This window comes from Pseudomonas sp. RIT778 (assembly GCF_019718735.1).
GTDB classification, from domain to species: Bacteria; Pseudomonadota; Gammaproteobacteria; order Pseudomonadales; family Pseudomonadaceae; genus Aquipseudomonas; species Aquipseudomonas aphyarum.
In genome coordinates this window covers 54296-70471 of sequence record NZ_JAIHBA010000006.1, presented here as the reverse complement: position 1 = coordinate 70471, position 16176 = coordinate 54296, and the positions used below count along the sequence as shown (strand labels likewise).

Here is a 16176-nt window from a genome sequence, read left to right as displayed (position 1 = left end):
CCAACCAAGGGGGCTCAACATGAAGGACATGAACAGCGGCTACATCACCCGGGACCATGGCGCCGTGCGCCCGTTGATCCTGACCCAGCGCACCACCGCACCGGGCCCGGACACGCCGATCCTGTTCCAGGAAACGTGCCTGGGGCTGGCCAACGATCAGAGCCAGTTGATCCTGCGCCGCTATTTCGAACGATTCAGCCCGACCGAAGCCCATTGGGTCGAATACCTGCACACGATTCCTACCGCCGAATTCATCCAATGGATCATGACCCACGGCCAGTTGCGCATCGAATGCTCAGACAACACCCCGCACAACCACGTCCACGCCTGAAAAAGGAAACACCCTCGATGAGTAACCATCGCTCACTGGCCGTGTTGTTTGCCGCCACCCTCAGCCTGTCGGCGTGCAGCAGCAAGAAGCTTCCGGCGGAGCCGCAGGCCGGGTTTCTACGGGATTACAGCGTGCTCAAGGAAGGGCAGACCGCTTCGGGGCAGAAGATTCTGAGCTGGGTCAGCCCGACATTGGCCAGAGGCCGTTACACCCAGGTTTACCTGGCGCCGAGCGAGTTCTATCCACGGCCCCAGCCTTCGTCGCGCATTCCTCAAAGTACCTTGTCGGGCGTGACGCATTATTACGACGCAGCCCTCAGGCTGGAGCTGGGCAAGGTGCTGCCGCTGGTGTCGAAACCCGGCCCGAACACGCTGATCGTCAAACCGGCCATCACCCAGGTCGCCGCCAGCACTCAGGGTTTGCGCTTTTATGAATGGCTGCCGGTGACGCTGGTCGCGGCCGGTGTGAGCACCGCTACAGGCATTCGTGACCGGGACAGTGAGATCGCCACGGAAGTGTCCTTCGAGGACGGTTCGACCGGGGAGGTCGTGGCCGAGGTGGTGCGCAAGGGCAAGGGCGTGCCGCTGGAGAACGACAAACAGGTCATGACGCCCGATAACGTCAAGGCCGTACTCGATGGCTGGGCCACGGACCTGAGTCAAACCTATGTGCCGGTTCAGAGGGCCGCGCTGCGCTAGAAGCAGGGTGGTCTAACATCATCAGGCGTATTTCGATTTCGGGAGTGCCTGATGTCCGTAAGTGTTGCCCTGCGGTTACCGTCGATTGACAGCCTGTTGCGCCACCCGGCGTGCCAGCCATTGGCCGAGCGTTATGGGCGTGAGGCGCTGTTGACGGGGTTTCGCCAGTTACTGGATGACTTGCGCGAAGCCGTGGTGGCGGGGCAACTGACCGCCGTTGAAATCAGCCCTGAAGCGCTGGCCGGGAGAGTCGCCGAACGTCTGGCGCTGAAGCAGCGCAGCCAGGTGCGCCGGGTGTTCAATCTGACCGGCACCGTGCTGCACACCAACCTCGGCCGGGCCTTGTTGCCCGAAGAAGCCATTGAAGCGGTGCAACTGGCGGCGCGCTATCCCTTGAATCTGGAGTTCGATCTGGCCAGCGGCAAGCGCGGTGACCGCGACGACCTGATCGAAGGCCTGATCCGCGAACTGACCGGCGCCGAAGCCGTGACCGTGGTCAACAACAATGCCGCCGCCGTGCTGCTGACCCTCAACAGCCTCGGCGCGCGCAAGGAAGGCATCATTTCCCGGGGCGAGCTGATCGAGATCGGCGGCGCGTTCCGCATCCCCGACATCATGAGCCGCGCCGGCGTGCGCCTGCACGAGGTCGGCACCACCAATCGCACCCACGCCCGCGACTACGAGGCGGCAATCAGCCCACGCAGTGGCCTGATCATGCGCGTGCACGCGAGCAACTACAGCATCGAAGGTTTCACCGCCCGGGTGCCGACCTCCGAACTGGCGGCGTTGGCCCATCGGCATGACCTGCCGCTGCTGGAAGACCTTGGCAGCGGCAGCCTGCTGGACCTGACCCGCTGGGGCCTGCCGGCGGAGCCTACGGTGCGTCAGGCGCTGCTCGATGGCGCCGACATCGTCACCTTCAGCGGCGACAAATTGCTCGGTGGGCCGCAGGCGGGAGTGATTGTCGGGCGCAAGGACTTGATCGCGAAGATCAAGAAAAACCCGCTGAAACGCGCGTTGCGGGTCGATAAACTGACCCTGGCCGCACTCGAAGCGGTGCTCGGACTCTATCGCGACCCGGATCGTCTGGCCGAGCGCTTGCCGAGCCTGCGCCTGCTGACCCGCCCGCAAGCCGAGATTCTGGTCCAGGCCGAACGCCTGCAACCGGCCTTGGCCGAACTGCTGGGCGAGGGCTGGACCGTCACGGCGGAGCCTGCGTTGGGCATGATCGGCAGCGGCAGCCAACCGGTGGCGCGTCTGCCAAGCGCAGCATTGTGTCTGCGCCCGCAAGTATCGAAACGCCTGCGCGGCCGTTGCCTGCTGAATCTGGAAGCCGCGCTGCGCGCCTTGCCGATCCCGGTGCTCGGACGCATTGATGACGATGCGTTGTGGCTAGATCTGCGGCAACTCGACGATGAACCGGCGTGGCAAGCGCAACTCGGGCAGTTGCCAACGTGATCGTCGGCACGGCAGGGCACATCGACCACGGCAAGACGTCGCTGCTTGAAGCGCTGACCGGGCAGACCGGCGACCGCCGCCCGCAGGAGCGCGAACGCGGGATGACCATCGACCTCGGTTATCTGTACGCAGAACTGGCGCCCGGCGCCGGACTGACCGGTTTCATCGACGTGCCGGGCCACGAGAAATTCACCCACAACATGCTCGCCGGCGCGCAAGGCATCGATCTGGTGTTGCTGGTGGTGGCGGCGGATGACGGCGTGATGCCGCAGACCCGCGAACATCTGGCGATTGTCGAGCTGCTGGGCATTCCACGGGCGTTGGTGGCAATCACCAAGTGCGACCGGGTCGAGGCGGGCAGGGTGGAAGAGGTTCGCCGGCAAGTTGAAAGCCTGCTGTCATCCGGGCCCTATGCCGGGGCGCCGTTGCTGACGGTTTCCAGCGTGACAGGCGAGGGCGTCGACGCGCTGCGCGAAGCGTTGCAGCAAATAGAAAGCGAGGAGCGCAGTCGCGAAGGCGGATTTCGCCTGGCCATCGACCGGGCGTTCAGCGTCGCCGGCGCCGGTATCGTGGTGACGGGGACGGCGCTTTCGGGCTCGGTCGCCGTGGGGGACAAGCTCAGCCTCGGCCCGGCGGGCAAAACCGTGCGGGTCAGGGGCCTGCATGCGCAGAATCAAGCCGCCGAACAAGCCTTCGCCGGCCAGCGCGTGGCCCTGAACATCAGCGCGGATCGTCTGGAACTCGGGCAGATCCATCGCGGCCAATGGTTGCTCGCCGAATGGCTGCACGCACCGACCCAGCGGCTGGACATCGAATTCCGGCTGCTGCCGGGCGAGCGGGTTTTCCAGCACTTCCAGCCAGTGCACCTGCATCTCGGCACGCAGGACGTGATCGCCCGGGTCGCCTTGCTGGAAGGCTCAAGCCTGGCACCCGGCGAGCGCATGTTTGCGCAACTGCTGACGAACGTTCCGGTGCACGGCGTCCACGGTGATCCGCTGATCCTGCGTGACGCCAGCGCCCAGCGAACGCTCGGCGGCGGGCGTGTGCTCGATCCCTTCGCCCCGGCCCGCCAACGGCGCAGCCCGGAACGGCTGGCGCAACTGCGTGTGCTGGCGATCAGCTCGGAGCTGGAACAGGCCTTGCCGACGCTGCTGGAATACAGCGAAAGCGGCCTCGATCCGCAGCGCCTGGAACGCCAGTTCAATCGTCCGCGTGACGGCTGGACGCTGCCGGACAATGTCCGCCTGATCGAAACCCGTCAGGGGCCGGTGCTGTTCAATGCGCAGCGCTGGGGCATGCTCAAGTTCACCCTGCTGGAACAACTGGCGCGCTTTCATGAGCTGGAGCCCGACCAGATGGGCCCGGATCGCGACCGTCTGCGGCGTTTCAGCGGTTTGAGCCTCGAACGCGCGACCTTTATCAGCCTGCTGGAAGAACTGCTCGGCGCCGGCTCGCTGACCGCCAGCGGCCCGTGGCTGCATTTGCCCGACCATCAAGTGCGCCTGAGCGCCGACGATCAAACCCTGTGGCAGGCGCTGCAGCCATTGTTCGAGCAGTCTGGTTTCGATCCGCCGTGGGTACGCGACGTGGCGAAAGTCGTCGGTCAGGAAGACGCGATCGTGCGTTTGCTGCTGCGCAAACTGGCGCGCCTCGGCGTGATGCATCAAGTGGTGCGCGACCTGTTTGTCACCGACATCACGCTGCGACAAATGGCGGCAGTCCTGCTGCGCCTGGCCGAAGAAAATCCGCAGATCGAAGTCACGGCATTCCGCGATGCGCTAGGCTTGGGACGCAAGCGCAGTATTCAGATCCTCGAATACTTCGATCGGCTGGGCCTGACCCGGCGCGCCGGCGAAGGCCGGCAAATCCGCATCGACAGTGCGCTGGCCAACCCCGGCGCCGACTGAGTTCAAGGAAGGCAATCGCGCCCGGTGGCGCGGCCGGGCTTCAAACCCGGTTGGGGACGGCATCCGTTCCCGGGCAGGTTCGACTCCGGCTGCCTTCCGCCAATTTCCCCTTCAAAACCCCAGCGGGTACTGGATCACCAGGTAGATCCGGTCGATGTCATCGCCCGCCTGAGCGCTGTTGGCCCGGTGCGAAACGTGGGACAGCTGCAGCGACAGATCCTTGGCCGCGCCGGACTGGACGATGTAGCGCAGATCGATGTCGCGTTCCCAGTGTTTGCCGCCGTCCCCTTGCTGCGGCTGGTACTGACCGCTGTCCGCGTCGAACGGGTTATAGGCGCCGCCCTTGGGCGCGTGGGTGCCGTCGATGTGGCTGCCAGCGACGTAGCGGGTCATGAAATTCAGCCCGGGAATGCCGAAGGCGCCGAGATCCAGGTCGTAACGCGCTTGCCAGGAGCGCTCGTGGGCGCCGTTGAAGTCGGCGTATTTGATCGAGTTGGCCAGGTAGATCGAGTCGCCACCGACGAAATCGAACGGCGTGTCGCCATTGATGCGTTGCCAGCCAAGCATCACCGCGTGGGCACCGAAGGTGTATTTGCCCGAGAGGCTGAACGCGGTGTTGTCGATGTCGCCGGCCAGTGCCTGACCGGTGTCGCGGGTGTGGTAGACGTTGGCGTCGAGCAGCAGACCGGACTGTTTGAAATGCAGGTTGGCGTAGTACTGGCGCCAGGTGTCGCTCAGGTCGGACGCATACAGCGAGCCGCCCACCGGGCTGTCGCTGAACAGGTCGGTGCCGACAAAGCTGATGCTTTCGCCTTGGGTACTGGCGCCATAGCCCTGAAAGTCGCCTCTGCCGGAAGAGCTGTCCTGATTCTTGAACGCCGTGAAACGCCCGGCCACAACGCGCGCGTTTTCGATCTCGCGGCTGTCGAGCAGAAACCCCGTGGCGTATTCCGGTTGCAGGCGTTTGTCCGAAGTGTCGAACACCGGCGTTTCCACGGTCATTTCACCGAAGGCGAGGGTGGTTTTCGAGGCCTTGAGCTTCAGCGCACCACCCGCGCTGGAGTATTCGCTTTCGCTACGGCCATCACTGTCCACCGGCAACAGTCCCGTGCCGGAATGCCCCTTGCCGCCATCGAGTTTCAAACCATAAAAGGCATGAGCATCGAGGCCAAAGCCGACGGTTCCCTCCGTGAAACCGGATGCGAAAGTGCCGATAAACCCCTGAGCCCATTCCTGTTTGTAGTTTTTCCCGGCGGGCGAGGGCGAGCGGTAGTCGTTGCTCAGGTAGAAATTGCGGCTGAGCACTTCGGTCTTGGCGTCGTCGAGAAATCCGCTGGCGAATGCCGAGTCGGCCATTGCGCAATACAACAGTGCCAGGGCGAAACGCGGTTGCATGAAACCTTTCATGTGTCAGTGACCGGCCGTGATGGAAGTCGCCGGATACTGAAGCAAACCGTCGCGCCGCGATTGAGCGGATGTGCTGAGTCAGCGTCCTCAGGTCACCCGGCCTTTTCGCTGTCTGGAAGGATCGACAACAGCGGCTCTTGATGTTTGCAGAAGACTGGCGAAGGCCGCCTTGTCGATCGGGCGACTCATGTAATAACCCTGGACTTCGTTGCATTGATCCTTGCCCAGAATGTCCAGTTGTTCCTCGGTTTCGACGCCTTCGGCGGTCACGGTCAGCCCCATCGCTTTACCCAGTCCGATGATGGCCTGCACCACCGCCCGATCATTGGCGCCGGTGCTGATGGAAGCAATGAAGCGTTTGTCGATCTTGATGCCATCGAACGGGTAGGCCCGCAGATAGCCAAGGGAGGAATAACCGGTGCCGAAGTCATCCATGTTCAGGCGCACGCCCAGTTCCTTGAGCGCAGTCATGGTGGTCAACGCGCCGTCCGTGTCGTTGAGCATTACGTTCTCGGTGATTTCCAGCTCCAGCCGGCTGGCCGGGAAGCGAGTACCCACCAGCACTTCGCGTACATCTTCGACCACATCGCTGATCGCAAACTGCGCAGGTGACAGGTTGACCGATAGGAGAATGTCCGCCGGCCAGGTCAGTGCGGTTTCACAAGCCTCACGCAGGACCCAGCGACCCAAGGGAACAATCAGGTCTGTCTGTTCGGCCAGCGGAATGAACAAATCCGGCCCGAGCAACCCTTTTGCAGGATGCTGCCAGCGCACCAGTGCCTCGACCGAGACGATTTCCTTGCCATCGACCTTGTATCGGGGTTGATAGTGCAGCACGAACTCGTTGTTCGTCAGGGCCCTTCGAAGGTCGTCCTCCATCTGCCGACGGGTCTGGATCTGATCGCTCATGTGCGCTTCGAAATAGCACCAGGTGTTTTTGCCTTCGGATTTGGCCTGGTACAGCGCAATGTCCGCGCAACGGATCAGCTCACTGGCCACGTACCCGTGACGCCGGCTCAGGGCGATTCCGACGCTGGCGCCGATGTGCAACGGTTGCTGTTCGAAGTGGATGGGCTGATGCAGGCTGCCGATCAGGCGTGTGCAGAATCTGTCGATCTCCTGATGCGTGTCCATGCCGCAGAGCACAACGACGAACTCGTCACCGCCCAGACGGGCGACGATATCGTGGTCACGCGTGCATTCGCGCAGTCGGCCGGCAACCTCCTGCAAAACAGCATCGCCGGCGGGGTGGCCGAGCGAATCGTTGATCGGCTTGAAATTGTCCAGGTCAATCATCAACAGCGACACCGGCGGGGCGTGCTCCTTGAGCAGCAGAGCGTCGTCCAGATAGCGCGACAATTTGTTGCGATTGGGCAATCCCGTCAGCGCGTCATGCAAGGACAGGTGCTGGATCTGCGCATGGGCGGCGACTTCATCGGTGATGTCGCTGGCCGTGCCGCGATAGCCGACCACTGCCCCTCTTTCCACGATGGGCCTGGCCGAGAGGCGGCAGTGGCGCTGTTGTTCCTTGCGGTCACGGTAGGTGCAGCGCAGGTCGCTGGCGTTGCTCTCTTCGTCGAGTTTCTTCAGCCACAGATCCAGCGGAGTGGTGTCGCAGACAAGCAAGTGCCCGATGTGTTTCCCGATCCACTGGGCCTGCGGATAACCGGTGACTGCACTGAACCGGGTCGACAGATAGGTGATGGACAACGCTTCATCCACTTCCCAGATCCAGTCGGACGCCGCTTCGGCCACCGCCCGGAAGCGCTCCTCGCTGGCTTCCAGTGCGCGGTTGGACGCCAGCAGTGCCTGATTCGAGGCCTGCATCGCTTCAAAGCTGTTATCGACATAGCGCGAGGAACGCAACGCATGGCGAAAGAACCAGGCTGTCAGCGCCATCAACACAATCAAAGCAGAGCCGAGGGTGGGCAACAACGACCACAGCAGATGCAGGCCCGGTCGCTCCAGATCCGCAACGAGGCTGTATCCGGTGCTGTCCAGCGGGACGCGGGGCTGGCCCGGGTCGATGCTGTCGTCCGGAGCCAGCGACAGATTGTTCAGCCCGTACCCGCTGCCGATCTTGCGCAACTTGGTGGGCGTCAGCTTGTCGACGAATACCAGCACCGAGGTCTTTTGTGGTTCGCCCACCGGGCGCTCATCGTTGGGAAGGATCGCCGCCGCGGTGACCAGCGCCGGCCAGTCTTCGAACAATGAATAAGTACTGACGGGCTTGGTCAGGTCGGGCTGACTCTGCACTTGCTCAACCAGACTGTTCGCCGAAAGCTGAAGGAACTGGGGCATTTGCGCATCGAGCATTTGCCCGCGAACGACGGCGTATTTGGTGCGTTCCCGATCCAGCACGAACAGACCGTCATAGCCGTCGCTGGTAAACAGGGTCTTGCCCATGTTCTGCTCGGTGTACGCCCAGTTCGTGTCGACCGTACCGCTCAAACGTTCATACGCTGTCGTCCAATAGGCGTAACTGGTGATGTAGTTCTTGGATGCGGTAATCCGGTTTTCCAGCGCCCGGGCCGAATAGAACCGCACGTCGTTGACGTCATCCTCATCCAGTTGAGTAGCAATGCCGAGCAACGCAGCGGTCGCCGCCATCACTCCGGCAATGAACAGCGCGCCCACTGCAATGGCCAGGCGCCGGGTAACAGAGCCTTGCAGGGTGGGTAACGACGTCGCACGGCTGGAGATGTCCATTTGCTCGTCCTTGATCCGGTACTTCTTCAATCTAGAACATCTTCAGCTTCGAGATGTTCAGAAGTTCGCCAAAGGTGTCTGACCACTCAGGCCCCGTTGCGCAAAAGCACAAGACTTCACGCTCAAAAGCCGGATAATGGCGGCCAATTTGTTTAGCCCGCTATTCTGGTAACCCGCATGGAAATCAAGGTCAATTTTCTCGACAACCTCCGACTCGAAGCCAAGTTCGATGACTTCACGGTGGTGGCCGACCAACCGATCCGTTACAAGGGCGATGGCTCTGCACCGGGTCCGTTCGACTATTTCCTGGCGTCGTCGGCCTTGTGCGCGGCTTACTTCGTAAAGTTGTACTGCAGCACCCGCAATATCCCGACCGAAAACATTCGTCTGTCGCAGAACAACATTGTCGATCCGGAAAACCGCTACAACCAGATCTTCAAGATCCAGGTCGAGCTGCCGGCGGACATCTCCGAGAAGGATCGCCAGGGCATCCTGCGCTCCATCGACCGTTGCACGGTGAAGAAGGTGGTGCAGGCCGGGCCGGAGTTCGTGATCGAGGAAGTCGAGAACCTCGACGCGGATGCCCAGGCGCTACTGATGCCGGCTTCCACGTCCGGCGCGGGCACCTGCATTGCCGGCAAGGACCTGCCGCTGGAACAGACCATCGCCAACATGTCGGGGATTCTGGCCGACCTGGGCATGAAGATCGAAATCGCTTCGTGGCGCAACATCGTGCCCAACGTCTGGTCGCTGCACATCCGCGATGCGCAGTCGCCGATGTGCTTCACCAACGGCAAGGGCGCGACCAAAGAGGGCGCGCTGGCCTCGGCGCTGGGCGAGTTCATCGAGCGGCTGAACTGCAACTTCTTCTATAACGATCAGTTCTGGGGCGAAGACATCGCCAATGCCGAGTTCGTGCATTACCCGGACGAGCGCTGGTTCAAGCCCGGCGCCAAAGACGAGTTGCCTGCGGAAATCCTCGACGAATATTGCCTGGGCATTTACAACCGCGACGGCGAACTGCGCGGCTCGCACCTGTACGACACCAACTCCGGCAACACCCAGCGCGGCATCTGCTCGCTGCCGTTCGTGCGCCAGTCGGACAACGAGGTGGTGTACTTCCCGTCCAACCTGATCGAAAACCTGTTTCTCAGCAACGGCATGAGCGCCGGCAACACCCTGGCTGAAGCCCAGGTACAGTGCCTGTCGGAGATCTTCGAGCGGGCGGTCAAACGCGAAATCCTCGAAGGCGAAATGGCCCTGCCGGACGTGCCGCAAGAGGTACTGGCGAAGTACCCGGGCATCCTCGCGGGGATCAAGGCGCTGGAAGAGCAGGGCTTCCCGGTGCTGGTCAAGGACGCGTCCCTGGGCGGTGAATTCCCGGTGATGTGCGTGACGCTGATGAACCCGCGCACCGGCGGCGTGTTCGCCTCGTTCGGCGCGCACCCGAGCTTCGAAGTGGCGCTGGAACGCAGCCTTACCGAGTTGCTGCAGGGCCGCAGCTTCGAAGGCCTCAACGATCTGCCGCAGCCGACCTTCTCGGGCCAGGCCGTGACCGAGCCGAACAACTTCGTCGAGCACTTCATCGATTCCAGCGGCGTGGTGTCGTGGCGTTTCTTCAGCGCCAAGGCCGACTTCGAATTCGTCGAGTGGGATTTCTCCGGCAACGGCGAAAACTCCAACGCCGAAGAAGCCGCGACGCTGTTCGGCATCCTCGAAGACATGGGCAAGGAAGTCTACATGGCGGTCTACGAGCACATCGGCGCCAAGGCTTGCCGCATTCTGGTACCGGACTATTCGGAGATCTATCCGGTAGAAGACCTGATCTGGGACAACACCAACAAAGCGCTGCAATTCCGTGCCGACATCCTCAACCTGCACAACCTGAGCAAAGTCGGTCTGCGCAACCTCGCCAAAGGCCTGGAACACAGCGAACTGGACGATTACACCGACATCACCACGCTGATCGGCATCGAGTTCGACGACAACACCCCATGGGGCAAGTTGACCATCCTCGAACTGCGCCTGCAGATCTACCTCGCCTTGCAGAAGTACGAGCAGGCCAAGGATCTGGTCGAAGCCTTCCTGCAATACAACGACAACACCGTCGAGCGCGGCTTGTTCTATCAAGCGGTCAACGTGGTGCTGGAAATGGAGCTGGACGAAGATCTGGAGCTGGAAGACTACGAAGCCAACTTCCGCCGCATGTTTGGCGACGAACGCATGGATGCGGCGATCGGTTCGGTCAACGGCAGCGTGCGCTTCTACGGTCTGACGCCGACCAGCATGAAGCTGGAAGGGCTGGATCGGCACCTGCGTCTGATCGAGAGCTACAAGAAACTGCACGCAGCGCGGGCCAACTTCGCGGGTTGATTCGTTTGGCGGCACCCACAAAAAAAGCACCTTCGGGTGCTTTTTTTGTGGTCGGCAAATGTTGGTGTCAGAGTGCGGCTTTCACCTGCAATCCAAACACCAATGCATTGTCGATGTCCTTCCCGGAAAACGCGCCCGGCTCGATGATGTACTGCATATTCGGGCGCAGCGTCAGCCAAGGCGTGGCCTGATAGCCGTAACCGAGTTCGATCAATTGCTCGGCGCTGTCCAGGTTTGGAAACGCTGCGCCATTGTCCAGCGCGGCGTCTTGCTGCACATCGCGGCTGCGCGGGTTCGGTACTGCGCGGCCGTAGCCGAGGGCAACGGTGTCGCGAGGGCGGCCTTCGAACGGTTTGTACAGCACCAGGCCGGTGCCGTACCACTTGCTGAACGGCGAGGCTGCTTCGCTGGCCGCCGAGTATTGGCCGAAGGCGTGCAGGCTGCGGCCTTCGGAGGTGTCCGAGGCCCAGACGGCCTGGTCGATCAGGACGTAGTGGCCGCCGCGTCCGGACACTTCCTTGTCACTGCCGATGCGTTTAACGTCGGAGCTGTCGTAGTAATAACCGACCTTGTACTCGCCGGGCAGTTTGCCTGCCTGCTTGTAGACCAGCTCGATCGGCACCACGGTGCCGGTGGTGTGTTTCGGGCCCAGGTGCCAGGCGCGGCTGGAGTTGCCGTTACTTTCCGGGTCGACGTTAAACGCGGCCACGCGCAGTTGCCAGGCAGGGGAGAGGTCATATTTCACCCGCACACCGAGGTGGGCGTTGGGGTAGTTGGTCCAGCCGCTGCCACCGGACATGTTCAGCGGATGGCCGCAGAAACCGGCGTTCATGAAGTTGCAGAGGATGCCGCTGTCGAGGCCGCCGAGGTCGTTGCCCATGGCCATGTAGCCGAGCTTGACGTTCAGCGCCGGGGTAAACAGGCTGCGCTCGTAGCTCAGCTCGGTCAGGCGGGTGTAGAGGCCGCCGTAGTTTTCCTGGATCGGCAGACGGTTGCCGACCAGATCTTCGGAGGCACTGTTGCCGCGTCGGTCGTTGATGCTCAACTGGATCTTGCCGGCGTTGTCGACGCCGTACAGTTTGCTCAGGTCGAACTGCGCACCGAGCTTGATGTTCTGCGAATAACGCGCCGAGCGATGCAGGCCGCCGTCGGCGTTGTAGGCGGTTTCGCCGGTATAGTCGCCGGTGAACTTGATGCCATCTTCATCGAGCTGATGACGCAGGCCGCCCCAGTCGCCGGTCAGGGTGTTGCGGGTGAACACGTTCGAATCGGTATCGGCGAGGGCGGGCAGGGCAGCGCCGCAGGTGAGACCGAACAGCATGCCGGTGAAGACCCCGGCGTGGGAAAAGCGAACAGCCAATGACATTGCTGAAATCCAGAGCGAAGGACATGAAACGACGCGGCACCCGAAGGTGCCGCGCACAAGTGAAGTGAAGGAGGGCGCTGCGGTTTACGGCAGGGCGTACGCCATCACGTAGTCGCCACGGTCGGTCGATTGACGAGCGCCACCAGCGGTGATGACCACGTATTGCTTGCCGGTTTTCGGCGATACATACGTCATCGGGCCGCCCTGGCTGCCGACTGGCAGACGCGCTTTCCAGACTTCTTCACCGTTGCCGCTGTTGAACGCGCGCAGGTAGAAGTCCTGGGTGCCGGCGATGAAGATCAGGCCGCCCTGGGTCGACAGCGTGCCGCCGAGGGTTGGCAGACCGATCTTGATCGGCAGGTGCATGCGGATGCCCAGCGGGCCGGTGTCTTCAACGGTGCCGACCGGAACTTGCCAGGCGACTTTCTGGGTTTTCATGTCGATGGCGGTCAGCGTACCGAACGGCGGGGCCTGGCACGGAATGCCGGCGACCGACAGGAAGCGGTTTTTGTTCACTGCGTAAGGCGTGCCTTTCAGCGGCACGGCGCCCATACCGGTGTTCAACGCTTCGCCACCAGAGGTTGCCTTGCCTGTGTTCTGCGACGGGATCATCTGAATCCACAGACCCAGGCGCATGTCGTTGACGAAGATGAAGCCGTGCACCGGGTCAGTCGAGATGCTGCCCCAGTTCATGCCGCCCAGCGAGCCCGGGAAACTCAGGGATTTGTCAGTACCCGGCGCGGTGTACAGCCCGTCGTAGCGCATCGACTTGAAGTCGATCCGGCACAGCAACTGGTCGTACGGCGTGGCGCCCCACATGTCCGATTCGGTCAGGTGCTGGGCACCGATCTGCGGCATGCCGACCGATTTCGGCTGGGTTGGCGAGTAGGGTTCGTTCGGGATGTTCGACGCCTTGACCGGTACTTCTTTAACGTCGGTCAGTGGTTTGCCGGTGGCACGGTCGAGCACGTAAATCTGCCCGGCCTTGGTGCCGATCACCACCGCCGGAACGGTTTTACCGTCCTTGGTGAAATCGATCAGGCTTGGCTGCATCGGCAGGTCGAAGTCCCAGAGATCGTTGTGCACGGTCTGGTAGACCCACTTTTCTTCGCCGCTGTTGGCGTCCAGCGCCAGGATCGAGGCGCCGTAGGTGTGATCCAGTTTGCTGCGCTCGACACCATAGATGTCGGTGGACGAGCTGCCCATCGGCAGGAAGATCGTGTTGGTCGCCGGGTCATAGGACATCGGCGCCCAGCTGTTCGGCGTGCTGCGCACATAAGTGCTGCCGTCTGCCGGTGCCTTTTTATCCTGCGGATTGCCCGGGTCGAATGCCCAGCGCATCGCGCCGGTCATCACGTCGAAACCACGGATCACGCCGCCCGGCATGTCGGTCTGCACGTTGTCGGCCACACGACCGCCAACCACCACGGTGGTGCCGGCCATCAGCGGCGCGGAGGACAATTGATAGTAGCTGTCCGGGACATCACCCAGACCGGCTTTCAGATCGACCTGGCCGTTGTTGCCGAAACCCTGGCAGAACTCGCCGGTGTCGGCATCGACCGCGATCAGGCGGGCGTCGATGGTGTTGGTCAGCAGACGGCGTGTGCAGTTGGCGGCGGGAGCGGCCGGGGTCTCGGTAACCGGCGAACTGGCCGGTTTGGCGACGGCGGCGCTGGCGTCGAAATACGCCATGCCACGGCAACGCTGCCAGACTTTGGATTGAGCGTTGATCGCGTTTTTCCAGAGTTCTTTGCCGGTATCGGCATCCAGCGCGATCAGGTTGTTGTGCGGGGTGCAGATGAAGACTTTGTTGCCGATCTGCAGCGGAGTCAGTTGGTCCTCGGCACCGTTGCCGTCGCTCTCGGCGATATCGCCGGTGTGGTAGGTCCACGCGACTTTCAACTTGTCGACGTTGCTGCGATTGATCTGGTCCAGCGCGGCGAAGCGGCTGCCACCCTCGGTATTACCGTAGTGCGCCCAGTCTTTCTGCGCCTTTTCCGGCTCGACCGGCGTCAGGCCCGGGCCAGTGCCGGTAGGGGCGACGGTCGGGTGCGCGACGAACATGTTGCCGGCAGCCACCGCCAGTCCAACCGCCAGAACAGCCGCAACGCCGTAAGCACCGCGACCTGCAACGTCACCATTGGCGCGTTTGAGCAGCGGATAGACCAGCGCGACCACCAGACCCACCGCGCTGAACATGAACAGGCGAGAGAACACCGGCCAGAACACCAGCCCTGCGTCGATGACTGCCCAGATCGCCGTCCCCAGCAGGAACGCCGCGAACAGCCAGGCACCGGAAGGCTTGCGGCGTGCGATCAGCAGACCGGAAATGGCCATCGCCAGACCACCCACCAGGAAGTACCAGGAGCCTCCCAGGCTGACCAATTTCACACCGCCAGCGGCCAGTGCCAGGCCGAGCAGGGCGATGATCACGCCCAGCCCGACCAGAATGAATGTTGATATGCCCGAGAGGCGTTGACTCTGCTTCACGTTGAATGTCCCGTTGAAATGAGGAGGGCATTATATAGTTAGGTAACTACCTAGTTAAATCACTAATTCAGAATGAAAGGGGTTTTGGCGCTAAATGGTGCGACGAATCGACGCTGGCCTTGTCATCGCGGATCCTCAGCGGCTATTGGAACGGTGGAAAAGTCTTTTATTTGCCAGCGGATATGGAATTTATGACAGGTTGATCAGGCTTGTTGGTTCCCGCCGCACAGAATCGGCGGGAACGGTATTGGCTGTGGGCGAGGTGAGGGCTTAGCTAACCATCACCTCATCCAGTGCCTGCTCAAGGGTGCTGACCGTACGCTCGATGTTGTACAGCTTTTCGAGTCCGAACAGACCGATGCGGAAGGTCTGGAAGTCAGCCGGTTCGTCGCATTGCAACGGCACCCCGGCGGCGATCTGCAAACCGTGGCTGGCAAATTTCTTACCGTTTTTGATATCGGCATCATCGGTGTAGCTCACCACGACGCCTGGGGCCTGAAAACCGGCTGCGGCCACGCTTTTGAAGCCTTTGCCGGTCAACATGGCGCGCACCCGATCGCCCAGAGCCTGTTGTTCGTCGCGGACCTTTTCGAAACCGTAGGCTTGCGTCTCTTTCATTACGTCGTTGAACCGCGCGAGGGAATCGCTGGGCATGGTCGCATGGTAGGCATGTCCGCCTTGTTCGTAGGCCTGCATGATCTGCAGCCACTTTTTCAGGTCGCAGGCGAAGCTGCTGCTTTGCGTCTGCTCGATGCGTTCGAGGGCCAGAGCACTGAACATCACCAGGGCGCAGCACGGGGAGGCGCTCCAGCCTTTTTGCGGTGCGCTGATCAGCAGGTCGACGGCGCACTTGTGCATATCAACCCAAAGCGTGCCGGAAGCGATGCAGTCCAGCACGAACAGCCCACCCACCGCATGCACGGCGTCGCCGACGGCCCGCAGGTACTCGTCGGGCAGGATAATTCCTGATGAGGTTTCAACGTGGGGGGCGAAGACAATCTGCGGCTTTTGCGCCGCAATGGCTGCCAGCACTTCGTCCAGTGGTGGCGGGGCGTAGGCAGCCTGGCGACCCGTTTCGACCGGTCGGGCTTTCAGTACCGTAGTGGCCGCCGGGATGTTGCCCGTCTCAAGGATCTGGCTCCAGCGATAGCTGAACCAGCCGTTGCGTATCACCAGACATTGCTGGCCGGTGGCGAACTGGCGCGCCACCGCTTCCATGCCGAATGTGCCGCTGCCCGGAACCACCGCAACCGCCTCGGCGCTGTAAACCTGTTTCAGGGTCTGGGAAATGTTCTTCATCACGGCCTGAAATGTCTGCGACATGTGGTTGAGCGAGCGGTCGGTGTAGACCACGGAGTACTCGATAAGCCCTTCAGGATCGATTCCGGGATATAGCTTTGACATGGGGTGGCTCCTTATGCGATTCCCTGGCAGTCA

At 61.9% G+C, this 16176-nt stretch carries 10 protein-coding genes and 1 tRNA gene; 6 read left to right on the top strand and 5 right to left on the bottom strand.

Going from position 1 to position 16176, the window contains the following annotated elements:
* The first annotated feature begins 19 nt into the window (after window positions 1-19).
* The 5 genes from K5E37_RS05045 to K5E37_RS05025 all read left to right on the top strand — a co-directional run bounded on the left by K5E37_RS05045 (window position 20) and on the right by K5E37_RS05025 (window position 4496).
* Complete coding sequence (locus tag K5E37_RS05045; RefSeq protein ID WP_007951398.1) at window positions 20-331, top strand: hypothetical protein; 312 nt, start codon at window positions 20-22, stop codon at window positions 329-331.
* A 17-nt stretch (window positions 332-348) separates the two neighbouring features.
* On the top strand, window positions 349-1029 hold the full coding sequence (locus K5E37_RS05040; protein WP_221533285.1) for a DUF3313 domain-containing protein: 681 nt from the start codon (window positions 349-351) through the stop codon (window positions 1027-1029).
* A 51-nt stretch (window positions 1030-1080) separates the two neighbouring features.
* Window positions 1081-2487, top strand: coding sequence for an L-seryl-tRNA(Sec) selenium transferase (selA, locus tag K5E37_RS05035; protein ID WP_221533284.1), 1407 nt, complete (start codon window positions 1081-1083; stop codon window positions 2485-2487).
* Window positions 2484-4394, top strand: coding sequence for a selenocysteine-specific translation elongation factor (gene selB, locus K5E37_RS05030; protein WP_221533335.1), 1911 nt, complete (start codon window positions 2484-2486; stop codon window positions 4392-4394). Before selA ends, selB begins: the two co-directional genes overlap by 4 nt.
* A 6-nt stretch (window positions 4395-4400) precedes the next feature.
* Window positions 4401-4496 (top strand) — tRNA-Sec (locus tag K5E37_RS05025).
* Window positions 4497-4505: 9 nt separating this feature from the next.
* On the opposite strand, the gene K5E37_RS05020 is transcribed toward K5E37_RS05025, so the two are convergent.
* Together K5E37_RS05020 and K5E37_RS05015 are read right to left on the bottom strand one after the other, a co-directional pair.
* The gene (locus K5E37_RS05020; protein ID WP_260403935.1) at window positions 4506-5789 is read right to left on the bottom strand and encodes an OprD family porin; all 1284 of its coding nucleotides are present in this window, start codon (window positions 5787-5789) and stop codon (window positions 4506-4508) included.
* A gap of 99 nt (window positions 5790-5888) precedes the next feature.
* Entirely contained in the window at window positions 5889-8510 is a 2622-nt protein-coding gene (locus tag K5E37_RS05015) for an EAL domain-containing protein (RefSeq protein WP_221533282.1), read from the bottom strand.
* A gap of 177 nt (window positions 8511-8687) precedes the next feature.
* On the opposite strand from K5E37_RS05015, the gene K5E37_RS05010 reads away from it, so the two are divergent.
* Window positions 8688-10883 carry an OsmC domain/YcaO domain-containing protein gene (locus K5E37_RS05010; protein ID WP_221533281.1) on the top strand — a complete coding sequence of 732 codons (2196 nt, stop codon included), beginning with the start codon at window positions 8688-8690 and terminating at the stop codon, window positions 10881-10883.
* 67 nt (window positions 10884-10950) lie between these two features.
* On the opposite strand, the gene K5E37_RS05005 is transcribed toward K5E37_RS05010, so the two are convergent.
* The 3 genes from K5E37_RS05005 to K5E37_RS04995 all read right to left on the bottom strand — a co-directional run bounded on the left by K5E37_RS05005 (window position 10951) and on the right by K5E37_RS04995 (window position 16143).
* Window positions 10951-12249 (bottom strand): carbohydrate porin, encoded by a 1299-nt coding sequence (locus K5E37_RS05005; RefSeq protein ID WP_221533280.1) that lies wholly within the window; start codon window positions 12247-12249, stop codon window positions 10951-10953.
* Between the two features lie 84 nt (window positions 12250-12333).
* The gene (locus tag K5E37_RS05000) at window positions 12334-14739 is read right to left on the bottom strand and encodes a glucose/quinate/shikimate family membrane-bound PQQ-dependent dehydrogenase (RefSeq protein WP_221533279.1); all 2406 of its coding nucleotides are present in this window, start codon (window positions 14737-14739) and stop codon (window positions 12334-12336) included.
* Window positions 14740-15009: 270 nt separating this feature from the next.
* Window positions 15010-16143, bottom strand: a complete 1134-nt coding sequence (locus tag K5E37_RS04995) for an aminotransferase class V-fold PLP-dependent enzyme (protein ID WP_221533278.1) — start codon at window positions 16141-16143, stop codon at window positions 15010-15012.
* Between the last annotated feature and the right edge of the window lie 33 nt (window positions 16144-16176).

Coding starts and splice junctions, on each gene's coding strand:
- K5E37_RS05045 (WP_007951398.1), top strand. CDS start 20: ATGAAGGACATGAACAGCGGCTACATCACCCGGGACCATGGCGCCGTG.
- K5E37_RS05040 (WP_221533285.1), top strand. CDS start 349: ATGAGTAACCATCGCTCACTGGCCGTGTTGTTTGCCGCCACCCTCAGC.
- selA (WP_221533284.1), top strand. CDS start 1,081: ATGTCCGTAAGTGTTGCCCTGCGGTTACCGTCGATTGACAGCCTGTTG.
- K5E37_RS05020 (WP_260403935.1), bottom strand. CDS start 5,789: ATGCAACCGCGTTTCGCCCTGGCACTGTTGTATTGCGCAATGGCCGAC.
- K5E37_RS05015 (WP_221533282.1), bottom strand. CDS start 8,510: ATGGACATCTCCAGCCGTGCGACGTCGTTACCCACCCTGCAAGGCTCT.
- K5E37_RS05010 (WP_221533281.1), top strand. CDS start 8,688: ATGGAAATCAAGGTCAATTTTCTCGACAACCTCCGACTCGAAGCCAAG.
- K5E37_RS05005 (WP_221533280.1), bottom strand. CDS start 12,249: ATGTCATTGGCTGTTCGCTTTTCCCACGCCGGGGTCTTCACCGGCATG.
- K5E37_RS04995 (WP_221533278.1), bottom strand. CDS start 16,143: ATGTCAAAGCTATATCCCGGAATCGATCCTGAAGGGCTTATCGAGTAC.